Genomic DNA, 16,784 nt, shown 5'->3' with positions numbered 1-16,784 from the left:
TGTCAAGATTCAGGTATGAATGAGTAGACTGCTGTCGAGTTGTATTTTCAAGTTAAAAAAGTTAAAATAGTCATATGCTCATGAAACTATTGATTACGCTTTATCCGATAATAATATTTACGCTCATCGCTATCTTTTTTAACTTTTTTAAAATCAGAAAACATCTGCCGTTTAACGTACCCGATGTCGTGACTTTTTTCTTGATTTTCGGTCTCCATTATTTTTCACGCCAAGTGACGCACGTCAGTATCCTGCCTTATTTCTTACTGCTTGTCTCAGCTTTGGCGCTTATCTTGCTCCTACTCGATTTATTTTATTATCGAGAATTTAGTGCAAAAAAATTCCTACATTTTTTCTGGAGAGTGACCTTCTTTATGACCTTACTCCTCTATATTTGTATGGTTTTCGTCATCTTTACCAATTAAAAAATATCGTCAGATTTCAATCATCTGACGATATTTTTTTACTTCTTGAGTTCGTCCACTAATTTTTGGAACTCTTCATTGGTCAAGGTTACACCCTTTCCCATTTTTGTATAATCTGGCGACCATTGACGGATATCAAATTTAGCGGGTGCACCATTCCAAGAAACACGCGTCAGCTCTTTTTTCCAGCCTTTTTCGTTTTCAGACAAGACAATCAAGTGCTCTTCAATTTCAAATTTAAATTCGCTCATTTTATGCTTTACTCCTTTGTTTTTACTATACTCATTTAAGTATATATCTTATTATACGAAATCTAGACCAATTTATCTCAAAATATGTTATAATTTTTGTATGAAAAATTTATTTAAAGGAATTCGCAACTTCTTTTCAGGGAAGTCTGCGCATCAAAAACAGGATTATACTAAAATTGATCTTGAAGTTCTGGCCAATCTCGAACTTGCCCACTCCTTTAATCATGCCGTTTATCTTCATTTCAATGAAAAAAATGGTGACCTTGTTAGTTTCACTGGCAGCATCTCGAGTATCACTGAGCGACAAGTTGTCGTAAAAGACTTACAATCCAATCAAATTCGGATTATTCTTTTGAGCAAAATCAGAAAAGTAACGTTTGTGCCAGAGAATGTCAGAAAATCAATTATAGATAAGAAAAACGCTTAGAATTTATTTTAAAATTCTAGGCGTTTTATTTCGATACCGGTTCGTGCTTTAACAGCATCAATCGCATGATGATATCGACTGAGATACCCCCCCTGGTCGCGACCATCACCTGTATCATCGAGCAAAACAACTTTATCCATTAACCCAAACTCAGCTAGCTGGCGCATTAACTCGTCATGAAAAGCTTGTCGAGATGACTCCCATGCCATATTACGGAAACCATCATTGACATAGGTTGTAATCGGTGGAATAACCAAAATCAAATCCATCTGCTCATTGCGAATTGTTTGTTGGAACAAGGGCTCAAGCTGCTCTTGCTCTGCCTTGCTCAAGTATAGTTTGGCATAAACGCGCGTCACAATGGCATCCGTATCAAGAAAAACAATGCCTTGGTTTGCTGGTGAATTTATTTCGTGTGAATTCGCATCATACTGACCTGTAATCAAGCGGGCATAGTCATCCATCCCCAGTTCATTATCATCAAGATTAGCTCGTTCTTCATAAATTCTAGCATATTCTTCAGAAAAAGGTGCATTAATCGAGCGGGCAAGCCGACGCACCAGAGTCGTTTTGCCAGTTGAGGCTGAGCCCATAATTGTCACAACTTTTGAAAACTGACGACGAAAAACGCGATTGATTTCCTGCCAATAGGTTTGCGGATTTTGCCGAATCATGGTTGCAGAAATCTGGATATCCTTGCGATCAGCTATTTCGACTGCATAGGTATTACCATCGTTTTTGGGGAAACGCTTGCTCAATTCAGTGACGTAATCTGCTTCACCAACGTAAAAAGTGACCTCAAGATTTTCCGATATGGTGTTGGCACGAATCAGATCAAACAGCCGATTAGTCCAGTCATCCCAGCCATGTGGCATTTCAGGAATACCATTCTCGTCAAGTTTCGCCACTTTAATCACGGGTTCATCATTAAAGGCTTCCCTTAGATAACGAAAGCGTTTCTCCAAATGCAGACCGATTTGCGAGCCACGATCACCATCGTATCCTGAGACAATTAGTAAAACGCCCTCATTTAGAGCGGCAGTTTTATAGATTTGCTGCTGATGTCCAGTATGTAGCGGCGCGAAGGTACCAAAATAAACCCCAATTTTTTTTCCGGTTAATCTGCCTTTTGAGATGTTATTTGTGTTCATATTCGCCCAATCTCTCTTGATTTTTAAGACTATTATATCAAAAAAAGCGAGGATTCTCGCTTTTTGACTGAATTAGATTCTTGATTACTCGTTTAAAATCCTTGTGGAAATCCCAGAATCAGGCGAATCAAATAGTATAAAAAATTGATACCACCCATACTCAAAAGTAACTTTAAATAAAAGCGTTTTTTCTTAACTAAATATAAAACTAGGATAAGAAAGAAAACTGGTACTAGCCAAAATAAGGCATGAAAAGTAAACGCTCTTGTCATATGACCTGATAACAGACTACAAAAAGCGCGTGTCATACCACAACATGGACAAGGTATGTTTGTCACCAAACGAAAAGGACACCTATAATTTATTTCCAAGAGCCAAACTCTGAATCAAAATAAAAATCAGGTCCATCATAGTTACTCAGTTTTACCAAAGCAATAATAGCGTCAACAAGAGCAGCAATGGCACAACCACCAAAGGTTAAGATGTATAAAATACCTATCCCAACTTGACCTCGTAAAAAACGATGCACTCCCAATTCTCCGGCAAGCCAAGCTAAGAGGACATATGCAATTTTTGAAACACGCTTTGTATTTGGACCATAGTCAGGGACTGAAAAAGTTTGAGATTGTGTTTTACTCACAACTATATTGTCACCGCTACCATAAACTTCAACACTGTCTCCAACTTTAGGAAATGTATAGTTCAGCTTATCTGGTGAAATACTTAAAATTTCCTTATCATCTAGTCCAATTAAGACTTCATTTTCCTTAATACCAATAATCTCTGCCATACCATGAAACCCTCTTTCTTAGTTTTAAGTAACAAAATATTTACAAATAAATTATATCAGGCAGATTTATGTTTGTCAATTTTATATCTGATCATATAAAAAAGCTAGTTTTTTTAAACTAGCTTTAACTTTTTAGGCTCTAACCGTTTTAGCCGTCCCATTTTTTTCATACAAATTAATCAAGCCTGACCCATTTTTACGGATCATATCACCTGGTTCTACAGCTGTTGGCACGGTCATGGTTAGAAGTTCCATCGGATTTGGTGCTCGATCAATGCGTTCACCGTCCTCGTTTCGGAGATTTTCTACTGTGGCTGTGAAATGACGGAAACCTGGACCGTAAAATTCGATTTCATCACCTTCTGTAATCACATTACGTTGACGAACGGTTGCAGTCATAGTCTTGGCATCAAAAGCAACAACTTCACCAACAAATTTGTACTGCGGAATTTTCCGACGCGCACCAAATAATTGCTCTTCTTCACTTGGTGTTTGGTAGTAAAAACCAGTCGCAAGCTCGCGCTGGGCTACTTTCCAGAGTTCATCAACCAAGGCTGGTTTAATCGCTTCAAAGGCTTCGGGACTTTCCAAGTAAGTATCCACTGCTTTTTTATAGACATTGCTGACAGTTGACACATAATGAATGGACTTCATTCGACCTTCGATTTTAAAGGAATTGACGCCATTTTCAATCAAATCTGGGACGTGTTCAATCATGCTCATGTCAACCGCACTCATTGAGAAATCCTCAGGAATTTCGCCTTGAACGGAGCGGCGTTCAGCCCCAAAAGGCATATCATAGAGGTCATATTTCCAGCGGCAAGACTGTGAACAGCCACCACGATTGGCATCCCGGTGACTCATGTAGTTTGATAGGACACAGCGACCAGAGTAAGAAATACACATAGCACCATGAACAAAAGCTTCGATTTCAACATCTGTGTGCTTCCGAATCTCAGCTAACTCAGCCATCGAAACTTCACGCGCCAATACGACACGTTCCAGACCAAGACCTTTCCAAAATTCTAGTGTTTCATAGTTGGTGGCACTGGCTTGTGTTGACAGATGAATAGGTAACCCCGGTGCTTCACTAGCTGCAATGGCAATCAGGGCTGGATCACTGACGATAACGGCTGAAATACCGATATCACGGAGGGTGCGGAACCACTCGCCTGCACCGATTTCATTGCCTTCATGTGTGACCATGTTAGCCGCGACATAGACTTTTGCGTTGTGCGCTTGTGCGAAAGCCACACCTTCACGCATTTCATCAAAGCTGAAATTCCCCGCTCTTGAGCGCAAACCATAAGCATCACCGCCGATATAGACCGCATCTGCCCCATAACTAATGGCAACCTTTAATTTTTCCAATGTCCCGGCAGGTGCCAATACCTCAGGACGTGTGAGTTGTTTGTGTGACATTAAATGTTTCTCCTATTTTCAAGATAGTGAGTAAGTTGAAAAGATCTCAATACACATCGACATTTCTATCGTTTTCATGTAGATAGTGCCGACAACGAGACCAAAACTGTTACTTTAACTCAATCATTATACCATAATTTAATAAAATGCTCGAAAAAATCATAATTTGCTTTTAAATTAAGTCTTAAGACTGATTAATTTTAGACTAAGAAAAGTTACAATAAAATGAAAATTATTTTTTAAAAAAATAAAAAAAGGAATGTATTATGACACTTATGGAAGTAAAAAATGTGCAACGAGTATTCGGTAAGGGAGAATCCGAGTTTATTGCACTGAACGATGTTTCCCTTACCATTGAAAAGGGAGAATCCGTCGCAATTATTGGCAAAAGTGGCTCTGGTAAGTCTACTCTGATGCATATTTTAGCCTTATTAGACCGACCAACCAAGGGGGAAATCATCCTAGACGGCAAAGATGTTACCCAAATTAAAGAAAAACAGCTTAACCATGTTCGCAATCAGCAATTTGGATTTGTCTTTCAACAGTTTTTCATGAATGCTAAGGATAGTGTACTGGATAATGTCACACTTCCCTTAAAAATTTCAGGTGTCCCTGCCAAACGACGGAAAGAATTAGCCATGAAGGCCTTACAACAAGTTGATTTAGCAGAAAAAGCCAAAAGTAAAGCCAATGATTTATCAGGTGGTCAAAAACAACGCGTCTGTGTGGCACGCGCCATTATTAATCAACCTCAAGTGATTTTTGCGGATGAGCCAACTGGGAATTTGGACAGTACGACGGGTGAACGTATTGAAAATTTATTATTTGACCTCAATCAATCACAAGGAATTACCTTAATTATCGTGACTCACGATGAGGATTTAGCGGCTAGATGTGACCGAAAAATTCGGATGCGTGATGGCAAGATTATTGAAGAGGTGAAATAAATGAAATTTGTAGATATTATAAAAACAGCAACTGCTAACTTGCTGAGAAGTAAAACACGCACTATCTTAACGATGATAGCCATTTTTATTGGTGCATTCACCATTGCCATGACCATTGGGATGAATATCGGTGTCAATGATTTTGTCACCCAACAAGTCGGAAGTATCGGGGGTGAGCAAACATTATTTGTGCAACCTGACGTTGGAACAACTGAAGAGGGCCCTCAAAAATACGAGGCTAAAACTGCTGACACAAATGGTGGCACTGTCCTAACTCTCAAAGACTTAGAAAAAATTAAAGCGGTCAAAGGGATTGACGCTGTTACGGTCATCCCTCTATCTAGTGCTGACTACATCTCTGGTGCCAATCATCAGAAATATGTGCTGTCGACAATGGTAGATGTGGGTGCTAAAAACCAAATCGCAACTGGACGTAGCGTCAATCAAGATGATAAAGAAGCTGAAATTACACTAGAGAAAGATTTAGTTAAGGCCTTAGGCTACAAGTCTGAAAAGGCAGCGCTGAATCAAACTGTTGAAATTGGTGTGACTTCACCAGCAACAGGCGAACAAAAAACATTCAAGGCTAAAATTGTTGGCATCAAGAAATTCACTCTCGTCCAAGGAGGGTTGTCAACGGTCAATCAAGCATTTGACCAAGCAACTACAAATTTTCACGAAGCAGGGTTACCTGATTCAATGAAAAACCAGTACTACGGTTTCTTCACAAATTCAAAACCTGACACTTCTAAAGCAGACATGATAAAAATCAAAAAGCAGTCACCAAACTCGGTTACCATGCTGAAACACTTGAAGACCAAATCACGACAATTCGACAAGTTGTCAATGCCATTACAGGCACACTGATTCTCTTTGGCTCTATTGCGCTTATTGCAGCAAGTTTTGGCATCATCAACACGCTCTTTATGTCTGTCCAAGAACGAACACGTGAAATCGGATTGATGAAAGCCATGGGACTTAGTCGCGGTAAAGTCTTCTTACTCTTTAGTATTGAAGCAATTTTGATTGGCTTTTTCGGTTCTTTGTTCGGCATTCTCGCTGCCATACCTGCCGGTCACCTTATCAACGATATGGGGACAAAATCATTCTTAAAAGGCCTAGAAGGACTTAAACTCATCGACTTTAATCCCCTGGCTATATTAAGTATCATGTGTCTTATCATGTTTATCGCTTTCCTTGCTGGTACCTTACCAGCAAGAAGGGCGGCAAAACTTGATGCCATTACTGCTTTGAGATACGAGTAAAGCTGATGAAAACTCAGTATAGGTACTAGACTTTTTCATTCTATATTAGGTAAGGTTTTGTATTTTGAAACTTCTTCAAAGAAAAACGCCAACAGTTTGATCAGACTGTTAGCGTTTTTTTGGCTCAAATACCAATCGTTTACTGAATATCATCCGGTTCTAAATCATAGAAACCATGTCCCAAAGTCCGACCTGCTGGATGTAGGCTGCGGATTTCTTCATCGAGGGCAAAGGCTTGAATAGGTGTTAACTCGCCTGCCTCTAGCAATTTTCTCGCTTGAACAAATCGTTCGGCAATCTTAACAAAGGTATCACCTGGCGTGTAGATGCCATCTAACTTCCAGTGGGTGTAATTCAAATCGCTCAAGGTAGCAAGTTCGGTCATCATGTCAACATCATCGGAAGCAAAAATGTGAGTGCCGTGACTATCTTCATAGATTGAATAATGCGTTGTTTCATCCTTAGGCTCGCTCAAAAATAGGTTTCTGGCTTTGGATTTTTCTTCATCAGTTTTGATGAAATTATAGTAATTTTCCAGAAGTGGGCGTTTAGATTGATGAATAATCGTTGCACCATAGACCAAAATTTCACCGAAAATCTCAAGATTCTCAGCCATTTTAATCAGCTCTTCTTTTGGCAACTCACGTGATAGGACAGCACCGATAGCGCCTTGTTGTCCCCAGAAATTCACTTGGCGACTACTTGTTACCATGGTTGAGGCATCATAAATGTAAGGAAGCTCATATTTATCACGATTCAAGACGAAAATCACACCTGTATCGCCGACTGCGATTTGATCGACTTTGATGTCTTGTAAAAAATCAAGATAAGGCTTGATTGTTGCCATTTTTTCAGGGTGCATAATCGCATTGACTGCTACTGTTACTTGCGCTCCTGCTGCATGTGCCAGTTCTGTAATGGCACGGATTTCATCCCAAGTGAAAGTATTTGGTAAGCGAAGAGCGTACTCACTTTCCCCAATATAGAGCGTGTTAATCCCCAAATCAAGTAATGCTTTAGCTTGTGCGAGATTTTCTGCTGTTGCAGTTATCTTTATTTTCTTAGTCATAAATTTATTATAACAAGAAAAGACATTTTCGTCTGATATTTTTTATCAAAAAACCAGAGAAATGTCTATCATTTATTTGTTAATAAACAGAAAATTTATGAATAACACGGTTTTGTAACCAAGATGTAATATTTTAACTGAATTGTAAAGTGTATTTATGTCTTAGCGTGGTATCATAAGGAAGTACGATAAGGGAGACAGTATGGAAGCACCTAAATACGATGAAGATTTAGATTACTGGCAAGCGCCTACGCGCGAATATTACAGAGAAGAAAAGGCATCGGATGATAAGATGATGGCCGAAAGATTTAACGAGATTGCCTTTTTCTTCAATATTGCTGTATTTTCAATCTTCATGATTTTAAGTTGCGCCATACTCTCGGCATTTATGTCAAGTTTCTTGAGCGTACTACTATCGATTGCATTATCTCTTACGATGTTGAAAGTTTCAAAAAAAGCAATCAAAACATTCCTACGGATTATAAAGAAATAAGCCACAAGGCTTATTTCTTTTGCTTTCTAAAGATTTTCTCTATCCATTCAATCTTAAAATCTGTCAACATCTATTTTACAATAAACAAAAAAAGTCTCGGAAACCCGAGACTTTTCATATAAATTATTTAACGAAGTCCAAAAGTGCCAAGAAGCTGTCAGCTTCAAGTGATGCACCACCAACAAGGGCGCCGTCAACGTTTTCTTTGCTCATGTATTCAGCAACATTTTCAGGTTTAACTGAACCACCGTATTGGATACGAACAGCTTCAGAAACTGCTTTACCGTAAAGTTTTTCAACTGTTGTACGAACAACACCACAAGTTTCATCAGCAGTGTTAGCATCAGCTGATTTACCAGTACCGATTGCCCAGATTGGTTCGTAAGCAATAACAAGGTTAGAAACTTGTTCAGGTGTAAGGTCTTTCAAAGCTGCAGTGATTTGACCTTCAACCCATTCAGCTGTTTTACCAGCTTCATAAGTTTCAAGCGTTTCACCACAACAAATGATTGGTGTCACACCGTTTGCGATAATAGCTTTCGCTTTTTTGTTGATGTCTTCATCAGTTTCGTGGAAATATTCACGACGTTCAGAGTGACCGATGATAATGTATTCGATACCAAGGTCAGCGATTGCTGCTGGAGAGTTTTCACCAGTGAAAGCTCCTGCATTTTCAAAGTAAGCATTTTGTGCAGCCAATTGGATAACATCATCTTTCAAGATGTCAGCAAGTGGTGCAAGGAACAAAGCTGGGCTACCGATAACAGTATCCACAAGGTCAGCAGATGGTGCTTTACCTTTTACTGCTTCAGCGAAAGCTTTTGCTTCAGCCAAAGTTTTATTCATTTTCCAGTTACCAGCGATAATCGGTTTACGTGACATGAGTCCACCTCTAAAATTTTATTATTTGGAACTATACTTGACTTGCGTCAATATAAAATCCATGCACTATTATTTTAACATAAAAAGCGATAATATTCACAATAAAGTGCGATATAGCTGAAAATCTACTGAAAATTTACCAAAAAAATCTCGCGTTAACGAGATTTTTTAATAGCAACCAAATTATAGTGCCTCAACCGCCTCTTTAATCGCCGTCACTAACTTGATATCTGTAAGCCCAGTGACAGATTTAATCACCTCAGTCAAGTCTTCTGTCGCCAAACGTTTTTGAAGTTCAACTGCTTGAGCATCTGAATCGTCTGTATATTTGAAAATCTTCGCAACTGTTGCCAGATGTGTTGCAAAGGACAGATTCCGGTCATTTAATTCTCGGATAGGACGAATGAACCGTTCATCGTAGCCTAATTTGCGAATAGGTGTACGAGCAACACGAGAGATATCATCAGACAAGTGAGGATTAACGAAACGCCCCCGAATTTTCTCATGATAAGCGCTAAGCTCCGATTCGTTGAATAAATCCCATTTGGCCAACAAAAGCTCACGCGTTTCTTGTTGCGTTTGCAGGAGCGCAGACATCACACGCTCGTCCTTTAAAGCACCGTCTATCGTTTCACTACCATAGTAAAAACCATTATAAGCAACTGTCGCGTGTCCCGTATTAACTGAGAAAAGCTTACGTTCGATGAAAGGCTCTAAATCCGTCGCATAATGGACGCCAGTCAAATGTATCAAAGTATTGCGGATTTGACTTTGGTCGATGACCCATTCGCTAAAGGGTTCCACGACGACGAACAATGGATCTGCATGAGTTTGACCGGGTACAATTCGGTCAACTGCAGCATTTGGAAACCCAATATAAGTAGCAGCGTATGCCTTATTTTCTTCTGTCAGAAAGGCATCAACCTTAGTTTTCAAAAACTCTGAGCCACCTATCATGTTTTCACAAGCGATAAAATCAAGGGGTGCCACAATCTTAGCAGCTTGACGTGCTTGAATGCCTTTGGCAATGAGTTCTGCGATAAAGGGGAGGATATTAGGACCGATAGCTGTTGTCACAATATTAGCATTTTTAATGGCCTCAATGACTGTCTCTGGTTGTTTGGCATTGTTAAGACCAGAGACATGATTAATCGGAATCCGTGTCGCTGCATCCTCTGCCAGCTCTATTTCATAATTGCCACGTTCGTTTAGGGCATTAATAATCGTTTCATTGACATCGACAAACACAACTTCGAAATCATTCTTGTGTAAAATTTCTCCGATAAAACCTCGTCCAATATTTCCTGCACCAAAATGTACTTCTTTTTTCATGTTATACCCTTTCTATTTCTTGAATAATTTCACAAGTAACTATTTAAATAAAACAACTTTTCAGTCATTCTAAATTTGCTAGACTTTCAATTCCTTTGCTAAGACTTAAACTTCTACCGAATTAAGTAAGTCTGCAATTTCCTCTGCCGTTTGGGCATCCGCTAGTTTGACAACATTATCAACATCTGCACAAAAAATCGAAATTTTCTGAATCAAATCTAGATGTTCATTACCAACACCAGCAATACCAAAAAGCATCGTCGCAATTTTCGGCTCTGCATCATCCCCAAAGTTCACGCCACGTGGCACTTGCACAATGGTAATCCCAGTTTTTAAAACTTCTTTCTTAGCAGCGTCCGTTCCATGAGGAATCGCAATGAAATTTCCCATATAAACCGAAAGTTCACGATTGCGCTCTATCATAGCAGGAATATAATCTGCCGTGACATAGCCTCCCGCAAGTAACTGTTCCCCACAAAATATAATCGCCTCCTCTTGTGTTTCAAAGACTTGACCTAACTTAATTAAATTCGTTTGTATTTCCATTTTTACCTCTTTCTGCGCCTTCACTTTATGAAGGTTTGAAACTTGACATGCCATTTTGTGTTCCTGCCAAGTGGGGTATCCGCTCAAAGTCTTTCCCTTTAATTTCCCTCTTGATACTTTAATTGTAATCGCTTTCTATACGAGCGTAAATAAAAGCCTTGTCACAAAAACTTGTGACAAGACTTAGTAGGGTGTTAGGCAATTTATTGCTCTTCTGTCGTATATTTAGTAAAACTTTCACCGATAATTTTATTCAATAGTTCATAGACAATCTCATAATTACCCGAGCTGTAAATCGTCGTGTAAAGGGTATTTTCGATGATAGAACTTGAGATTTTACCCAAGATATAATTATAAATCTCATCAATGGATTGTGGTGCTGTCAAAAATAAAATCCGATTAGCAGTCATAGGTTCTTTATCCATACCCATCACTTCAATCTCTTACGTTAAATCAAAGATTTTAAATTCCGGGCGTGGCACAACTTTGGAAATACCATGAATCAAAACCAAATTAGTTTTGGGAATCCCAAACGATGTCCGTTTAAAACGTTCTAGCAAATCCCAGTCAATTAAATTATCAGCACGCATGAGGTCATAAATTGTTTCGTTAAAATCAGCAATATTAGTCAGTTCAGAAATACTAAAATTCTGTAAAATGACCTGACTTTTCAAAAAGAAATCTTGAAAATCAAGTGGATTTTCAATCATTGTGTCATTTTGTGGGCGTGGTGTCCGCTTTGCTCTTAACTTACGAATATCACGCGCAATACCCGAGACATTGGACAAACCGATACTCGAACTCAATTGGATAAATGACACCGATGATAATTCTTTCGCATCATCTTCAATTTTCTCAGTCGTAAAAATGATGTCAAAATTCGATAAATCTTCCTGATGCATCTGACTGACTTGAATAATCTTAATTGATGTAATGAAAGGAAACTGAGTCTGCAGATTACGTGCTAGAATAGCCATTGACACACGCCCTCGACTGGTAATCAGAAGCGCCGTCATCTGGAAAACACGACTAGAACGCTCCAAGGTCGCTAAAAAATGGAGCGTAATTAAAGCCACTTCATGCTTTGAAAATTTCTTATCAAAAACATCAGCTAGGCAACGACTAATCACCTTAAACAAACGTGCGTGTTCTTCTTGAACACGAATAACCAAATCATTTTTATCATCCGAAAAAAGCTGAGGTAGGGTAAAACTACTGCGCAAATGCGTATTTAACAAGGCAAAAATTTTCTCATCTCGACTGAAATTAAGACCAGTGGTTACACTAACATCTTCAATAAACTGGCGAACTTTATAAGAAAAACTCGTATCATATTTTTCATTAAATAGAAAGTTCCCACCTTTATCAAAATGCAAGACATCTACCATATGAGATAGATACATAATTTCTGGAAGATTCAATCGAAAATCAGGCAAGTTTTGAACAATTTTGGTCACAAAATCCAAGGCTTTTTTCGACGGTCTAAACTGATAATGATTTTCAATCAGATGTTGCTGTCCCAAGCGCTCTAAAGTCACAATGAAAAACAGTCTTAAAATCCCTTGCGTGCGATCTGAAATATTGCTAATCTTTGAGCGTTCGAAAGCAATTGTGACACTCTCAAAATATGCTTTCTGAAAAAGCTGAACGACTTTATTTTCTTGGTAAATAGCATCACTAAAATTAAAAATATCACGCGTTGACAAATTGCTAACGAGACAAGATACGAGGAGCGTTCGTTTACTGTACTCGCTTGCGATAACTTCTAATCCTCCCTCCCGTACAAGACCATTGCCTGCGAAGGTCAGATTTTTTTCGATGATTTTCAAATCGTTTGTAGCTGTCGGCTGGCTAATAGCAAAGCGTGACATGAAGTCTGCTAACTTGGCCTGCTCGAAAATCAACAAAATTAACTCCATAAAATGGCGCTCATTTTGGGTATAGTCCTCCACCACGCGCTTATCGGTTAAGTTAGATAACTCACCTTTAAGGCTGTAAAACTGGTCGATTTTGATTAGGCTGACTTGGTAGTTGGGTAGGAAATCTTGCAAATTTTGTAAGTCTCTGTAAAGCGTTCTGCGACTTACACCGACAACGTCAAGTAGCTCAGCAATGCTGACTTGTCCTTTCTTGACAATTTCATCGATAATCTGCTGTTCGCGTTTCGTGACGAGCATGACGCCTCCTTTAATGTCTGAAATCGTAATTAAATTGTACTCTAGATAGAGACCACAAAAACCCGACTTGCGGGTCTTGTGTTTTTAAATTTTTCTGACTATTTCTTCATTCGTGCTACCATTTTATCATACTCAGGTGTTGTTATCAAACTGTCAACGCTGAGATGTTGCGCGTTAGGTGCATGATGTTTTGCAATTTCAGTATTGTCTTTTGTCGTCACAACAACAATATTCGGCGCATTATAGGCTGCGAGTGCTAGAAACTCGACATCTGAAACCGGAATCTTCACATCGTGATTTCTGAAAATCGCTAGAATCGTTTCTTTGCCCATAGTCGCGCTACCGACAGATGTTGCATCATGTGCAAAGACAACCTCATCAATCAAATTCAAGTCAATCTCATCAATCACTTCAGCAACCGCTTGTTTGACTGGTGCTTGCGCTGCACTACCGACACCAGTCAAACTTTCGATAATCTCATCATATTTGGGTGAATTCAAGAAATTAGATACCGCAACTCTTGTTGAACTTGGTGCCATTTGCGCTGCACGCGGCGCCAACTCTTCTTGCGTCACGACCAAGGTATCTGCCGCATCAGACAAATTCGCAATCGCCCGATTGGTCACATCAATGTTGAGACCTGCTTTTTTAACTTTATCACGGAGGATAGACGCACCCATTGCAGAAGACCCCATGCCTGCATCGCAGGCAAAAATGATGTGTTTGATGTCGCCTAGGTTGCTAAGTGGTACAACTACAGATGATGTTTGCACTTGCCCTTTAGCGACTGCTTTATTAGCAGCAAGATCAGCTTGTGCAGTGGCGAGTGCTGTATCGTCTACCATTGATTTATCATTTTTTAGAATGATTGCAGAAACTAAGAACGAAACTGCCGCTGCTGCAAGGACACCTAATAAAACAGTGATATGTGGCCAAAGACCTTTTGGTGCCATTGCCTCAATCGCAATAATAGAACCAGGTGATGCTGGAGATGTCAAAGCAGACCCTAGAATTGAATTCGTAAATGTCCCTGTTACACCACCAGCAATTACTGCAAGGAAAAGTGCAGGTTTCATCATCACATATGGAAAGTATATTTCATGAATACCACCCAAGAAATGGATGATGATAGCACCAGGTGCAGTCGCTTTTGCTGAACCTTTACCGAAGAACATGAATGCTAACAAGAGACCAAGACCTGGCCCAGGGTTTGCCTCAAGTAAGAATAAAATAGATTTACCAGTCGCTGCGACTTGTTCAGTTCCGATTGGTGTTAAAATACCGTGGTTAATCGCGTTATTCAGGAAAAGAATTTTGGCTGGTTCAATAAAGATATTGGCAAGTGGTAAAAGATGTGCATTGATAATCGTCTCCACACCTTTTGCCATGGGATGTGTCAAAGCCTCAACAATTGGTCCAATTAAAGTATAGCCAAATAGTGCTAGGGCAAAGCCTAGAATACCTGCTGAGAAGTTATTCACCAGCATTTCAAAACCGGCTTTGATTTTAGGTTGAACAGTTTGGTCAAATTTTTTCATTAACCAGCCGGCAAGTGGCCCCATAGCCATTGCCCCGATAAACATCGGAATGTCTGTTCCGACAATGACACCCATAGCAGCAATCGCACCAACAACACCGCCACGACCATCACCATAGATGTTTTTACCACCTGTATAGGCAATAAGTAACGGTAATAGATAACTGAGCATCGGTCCGACTAGCTCAGCAAAGTTCTTATTGGGTAAATAACCTGTTGGAATAAAGAGTGCGGTGATAATCCCCCAAGCAATAAATCCACCTATATTGGGCATAACCATGCCTGAGAGTGCTGTTCCCAAACGCTGAACTGCAACTTTTAAGTTGAATTGTGACTCGTTCATATTTTTCTCCTCATATGTTCAAATGCATGAACACGATTTTTAAGTCTGACGTTGAAACAAGTTAAAGTGTTCAATAAAAATAGCATTGCTTGTTTCAAGTATCGGTTAACTTACAAACTCATTGTAACCGTTTCCACTTAAAGGAACAATAAAAGCCTTGACACAAAAAAGTGTGTCAAGACTTATAACCTTGTAAAATTTGAACGTGAATTGTTGCTTTCTTGGGTGGATTTTTAGCAATTTCTAGTTTGTCTGCCTCAGAAATCCGCCATTCTAATGGACTCATAGATAAAAAATCCTGCTGGAGATTTTTGGGGAGCTCAAACTCATATTTGACTTCTTTTTGCGTCAGACCAGGGAAGTTTTCAGTGAATTTTGCTAAGACATCACGGTTATCATAATCTACCGGTAAACCAAAAGCAGAGCGCAATTCTTGCAAATAATATCGGTCAGGAATAACCTTTATCACTTGAGCACCATGTCCTAAAACGCGATTAAACTCTCGATAGTTTGACGGTGTGAAGATGTTCAGGACTGTTGCCATACTTTGGTCAGCAAAGGGGAGATTGGTGAGATCTGATAGGCTGAAGAAGGCTTGCATGTCAGTCAAGTCGGTCGCCATATTGACTCCGTCTAAGGCAATGTCAAAACCAAATTTATGTCCGGCTACATCTAGCAATTCTAAAAAGCTACCTTCGCCACTGCCAACGTCTAGCAGGTTACCCGGAGTAAGCATGGTTTGAATCTCGCTTAAAACTGGGGCGTACATGCCAGCTTGAATCAGTTTGCGACGTGGTTCAAACATTTTGCGCGTGTAGTGGGTGGTGTCTGGTTTGATAGTCAGGAAATTCACCACACCTTTTTTGCTGATGTTATAAGTATGACGGTTGTCACAGATTAGGGCATAATGATCAAGATGAAAAGATGTGTGACATAGAGGGCATCTTAATAAGTCAATGTTTTGTGCCAAATAGTGGGCGGTTTTATCAATTTTCTTTAACATTTAGTTTTAGCACTTTCCACTTCCAGTGTGAGACTGTTTCTAAGCTGCGGAAGTATATCAGCCATTATCAACATCTCATCACTCACAGTTTCGATTTTATCACCAGGTTTAAAATGATAGACTTCATAGGTAATCAAATCACGAAATTTCGACACACAAGTCCAATCCAACTCAGGAAGTGTTCGCTTGGTTTCGTCTGAAATTTCTCTTATATTGTAAGCGACATGTTCTAGGTCAATCATATAGTCAACATCAATTTGCTGACCAACTGTCTTTTTCAAGAGTTTAACATGGTCTAGCATCATATTAATGAGATATAAATCAGCTTTCAAATAATTGTACAACTAGACCATCCTACCCTTCTAATAGATTCTTTTGTCTATTATAGCATAGAAACTGATGCCTACTCAAGTTATACTTTTTTTGACATATTTTTATCATATATTATTTGAATTAAGGTATATTTCATTTAACTATGATACCTTATAACATATAGTATATTTTATATAAATACTACTTTTTTATCACTAATTATGCGTAATTTATGGCTTAATTCCTGACATTCCATCAACTATTTTATAACATTGTTAAAAATCAATAAAAATATATTATCCTAGTTTTTTTATAACTAATTATAATAAAAAAAAACAGTAATTTTTTTGTCAAATAATCGAAAAAAGATTAGCTTATCATTAGAAATTTTAAATGAATTGCGCTATAATAA

The 16,784-nt window shown here is 38.9% G+C and carries 20 protein-coding genes; 6 read left to right on the top strand and 14 right to left on the bottom strand.

What is annotated here, in order from left to right; all coding sequences use genetic code 11:
- The first annotated feature begins 74 nt into the window (after positions 1 to 74).
- A complete protein-coding gene (locus HZR21_RS01145; protein ID WP_180745671.1) occupies positions 75 to 425 on the top strand; it encodes a DUF3397 family protein in 351 nt (116 codons plus the stop codon).
- Positions 426 to 463: 38 nt separating this feature from the next.
- On the opposite strand, the gene HZR21_RS01140 is transcribed toward HZR21_RS01145, so the two are convergent.
- Positions 464 to 676: a YdbC family protein gene (locus HZR21_RS01140; RefSeq protein WP_003138959.1), complete on the bottom strand. Its 213-nt coding sequence runs from the start codon at positions 674 to 676 to the stop codon at positions 464 to 466.
- 100 nt (positions 677 to 776) lie between these two features.
- Between HZR21_RS01140 and HZR21_RS01135 the strand changes: the two genes are divergently transcribed.
- Entirely contained in the window at positions 777 to 1,103 is a 327-nt protein-coding gene (locus tag HZR21_RS01135; protein ID WP_003138961.1) for a hypothetical protein, read from the top strand.
- Between the two features lie 8 nt (positions 1,104 to 1,111).
- Here HZR21_RS01135 and HZR21_RS01130 read toward each other — a convergent pair whose 3' ends face one another.
- The 4 genes from HZR21_RS01130 to HZR21_RS01115 all read right to left on the bottom strand — a co-directional run bounded on the left by HZR21_RS01130 (position 1,112) and on the right by HZR21_RS01115 (position 4,466).
- Complete coding sequence (locus HZR21_RS01130) at positions 1,112 to 2,254, bottom strand: nicotinamide-nucleotide adenylyltransferase (RefSeq protein ID WP_180745669.1); 1,143 nt, start codon at positions 2,252 to 2,254, stop codon at positions 1,112 to 1,114.
- Between the two features lie 92 nt (positions 2,255 to 2,346).
- Positions 2,347 to 2,595, bottom strand: coding sequence for a DUF2752 domain-containing protein (locus HZR21_RS12120; protein WP_374940017.1), 249 nt, complete (start codon positions 2,593 to 2,595; stop codon positions 2,347 to 2,349).
- 20 nt (positions 2,596 to 2,615) lie between these two features.
- Positions 2,616 to 3,044: a TM2 domain-containing protein gene (locus HZR21_RS01120; protein ID WP_180745665.1), complete on the bottom strand. Its 429-nt coding sequence runs from the start codon at positions 3,042 to 3,044 to the stop codon at positions 2,616 to 2,618.
- 132 nt (positions 3,045 to 3,176) lie between these two features.
- The gene (locus tag HZR21_RS01115; protein ID WP_180745663.1) at positions 3,177 to 4,466 is read right to left on the bottom strand and encodes a peptidase U32 family protein; all 1,290 of its coding nucleotides are present in this window, start codon (positions 4,464 to 4,466) and stop codon (positions 3,177 to 3,179) included.
- A 266-nt stretch (positions 4,467 to 4,732) separates the two neighbouring features.
- Here HZR21_RS01115 and HZR21_RS01110 point away from each other — a divergent pair, with 266 nt between their 5' ends.
- The 3 genes from HZR21_RS01110 to HZR21_RS11670 are packed head-to-tail and all read left to right on the top strand — an operon-like array spanning position 4,733 to position 6,678.
- Positions 4,733 to 5,413, top strand: coding sequence for an ABC transporter ATP-binding protein (locus HZR21_RS01110; protein WP_180745661.1), 681 nt, complete (start codon positions 4,733 to 4,735; stop codon positions 5,411 to 5,413).
- Positions 5,414 to 6,280, top strand: coding sequence for an ABC transporter permease (locus HZR21_RS01105; protein WP_246307765.1), 867 nt, complete (start codon positions 5,414 to 5,416; stop codon positions 6,278 to 6,280).
- A 59-nt stretch (positions 6,281 to 6,339) separates the two neighbouring features.
- On the top strand, positions 6,340 to 6,678 hold the full coding sequence (locus HZR21_RS11670) for an ABC transporter permease (protein ID WP_246307764.1): 339 nt from the start codon (positions 6,340 to 6,342) through the stop codon (positions 6,676 to 6,678).
- A 139-nt stretch (positions 6,679 to 6,817) separates the two neighbouring features.
- Here the strand turns inward: HZR21_RS11670 and HZR21_RS01100 are convergent, their stop codons facing one another.
- On the bottom strand, positions 6,818 to 7,747 hold the full coding sequence (locus HZR21_RS01100) for a peptidase U32 family protein (protein ID WP_180745659.1): 930 nt from the start codon (positions 7,745 to 7,747) through the stop codon (positions 6,818 to 6,820).
- Positions 7,748 to 7,949: 202 nt separating this feature from the next.
- Between HZR21_RS01100 and HZR21_RS01095 the strand changes: the two genes are divergently transcribed.
- Complete coding sequence (locus HZR21_RS01095) at positions 7,950 to 8,240, top strand: DUF3270 family protein (protein WP_180745657.1); 291 nt, start codon at positions 7,950 to 7,952, stop codon at positions 8,238 to 8,240.
- 123 nt (positions 8,241 to 8,363) lie between these two features.
- Here the strand turns inward: HZR21_RS01095 and tpiA are convergent, their stop codons facing one another.
- The 8 genes from tpiA to HZR21_RS01055 form a co-directional block, all read right to left on the bottom strand.
- The gene (gene tpiA / locus HZR21_RS01090; RefSeq protein ID WP_003139524.1) at positions 8,364 to 9,122 is read right to left on the bottom strand and encodes a triose-phosphate isomerase; all 759 of its coding nucleotides are present in this window, start codon (positions 9,120 to 9,122) and stop codon (positions 8,364 to 8,366) included.
- Positions 9,123 to 9,305: 183 nt separating this feature from the next.
- Entirely contained in the window at positions 9,306 to 10,454 is a 1,149-nt protein-coding gene (locus tag HZR21_RS01085) for a mannitol-1-phosphate 5-dehydrogenase (protein WP_180745655.1), read from the bottom strand.
- Between the two features lie 105 nt (positions 10,455 to 10,559).
- Positions 10,560 to 11,000 carry a PTS mannitol transporter subunit IIA gene (locus tag HZR21_RS01080; RefSeq protein ID WP_180745653.1) on the bottom strand — a complete coding sequence of 147 codons (441 nt, stop codon included), beginning with the start codon at positions 10,998 to 11,000 and terminating at the stop codon, positions 10,560 to 10,562.
- Positions 11,001 to 11,203: 203 nt separating this feature from the next.
- Positions 11,204 to 11,425, bottom strand: coding sequence for a hypothetical protein (locus HZR21_RS01075; protein ID WP_180745651.1), 222 nt, complete (start codon positions 11,423 to 11,425; stop codon positions 11,204 to 11,206).
- Between the two features lie 18 nt (positions 11,426 to 11,443).
- On the bottom strand, positions 11,444 to 13,177 hold the full coding sequence (locus tag HZR21_RS01070; protein WP_180745648.1) for a BglG family transcription antiterminator: 1,734 nt from the start codon (positions 13,175 to 13,177) through the stop codon (positions 11,444 to 11,446).
- A gap of 98 nt (positions 13,178 to 13,275) precedes the next feature.
- Positions 13,276 to 15,057 carry a PTS mannitol transporter subunit IIBC gene (locus HZR21_RS01065; RefSeq protein ID WP_180745646.1) on the bottom strand — a complete coding sequence of 594 codons (1,782 nt, stop codon included), beginning with the start codon at positions 15,055 to 15,057 and terminating at the stop codon, positions 13,276 to 13,278.
- Positions 15,058 to 15,232: 175 nt separating this feature from the next.
- Positions 15,233 to 16,060 (bottom strand): putative RNA methyltransferase, encoded by an 828-nt coding sequence (locus HZR21_RS01060; RefSeq protein ID WP_180745644.1) that lies wholly within the window; start codon positions 16,058 to 16,060, stop codon positions 15,233 to 15,235.
- Positions 16,054 to 16,404: a hypothetical protein gene (locus tag HZR21_RS01055; RefSeq protein ID WP_003139515.1), complete on the bottom strand. Its 351-nt coding sequence runs from the start codon at positions 16,402 to 16,404 to the stop codon at positions 16,054 to 16,056. Before HZR21_RS01055 ends, HZR21_RS01060 begins: the two co-directional genes overlap by 7 nt.
- Between the last annotated feature and the right edge of the window lie 380 nt (positions 16,405 to 16,784).

The organism is Pseudolactococcus laudensis, from assembly GCF_013449735.1.
Classification (GTDB): Bacteria; Bacillota; Bacilli; order Lactobacillales; family Streptococcaceae; genus Pseudolactococcus; species Pseudolactococcus laudensis.
Note: the sequence above shows the minus strand (reverse complement) of the source record. Positions and strands in the feature narration are given on the sequence as shown.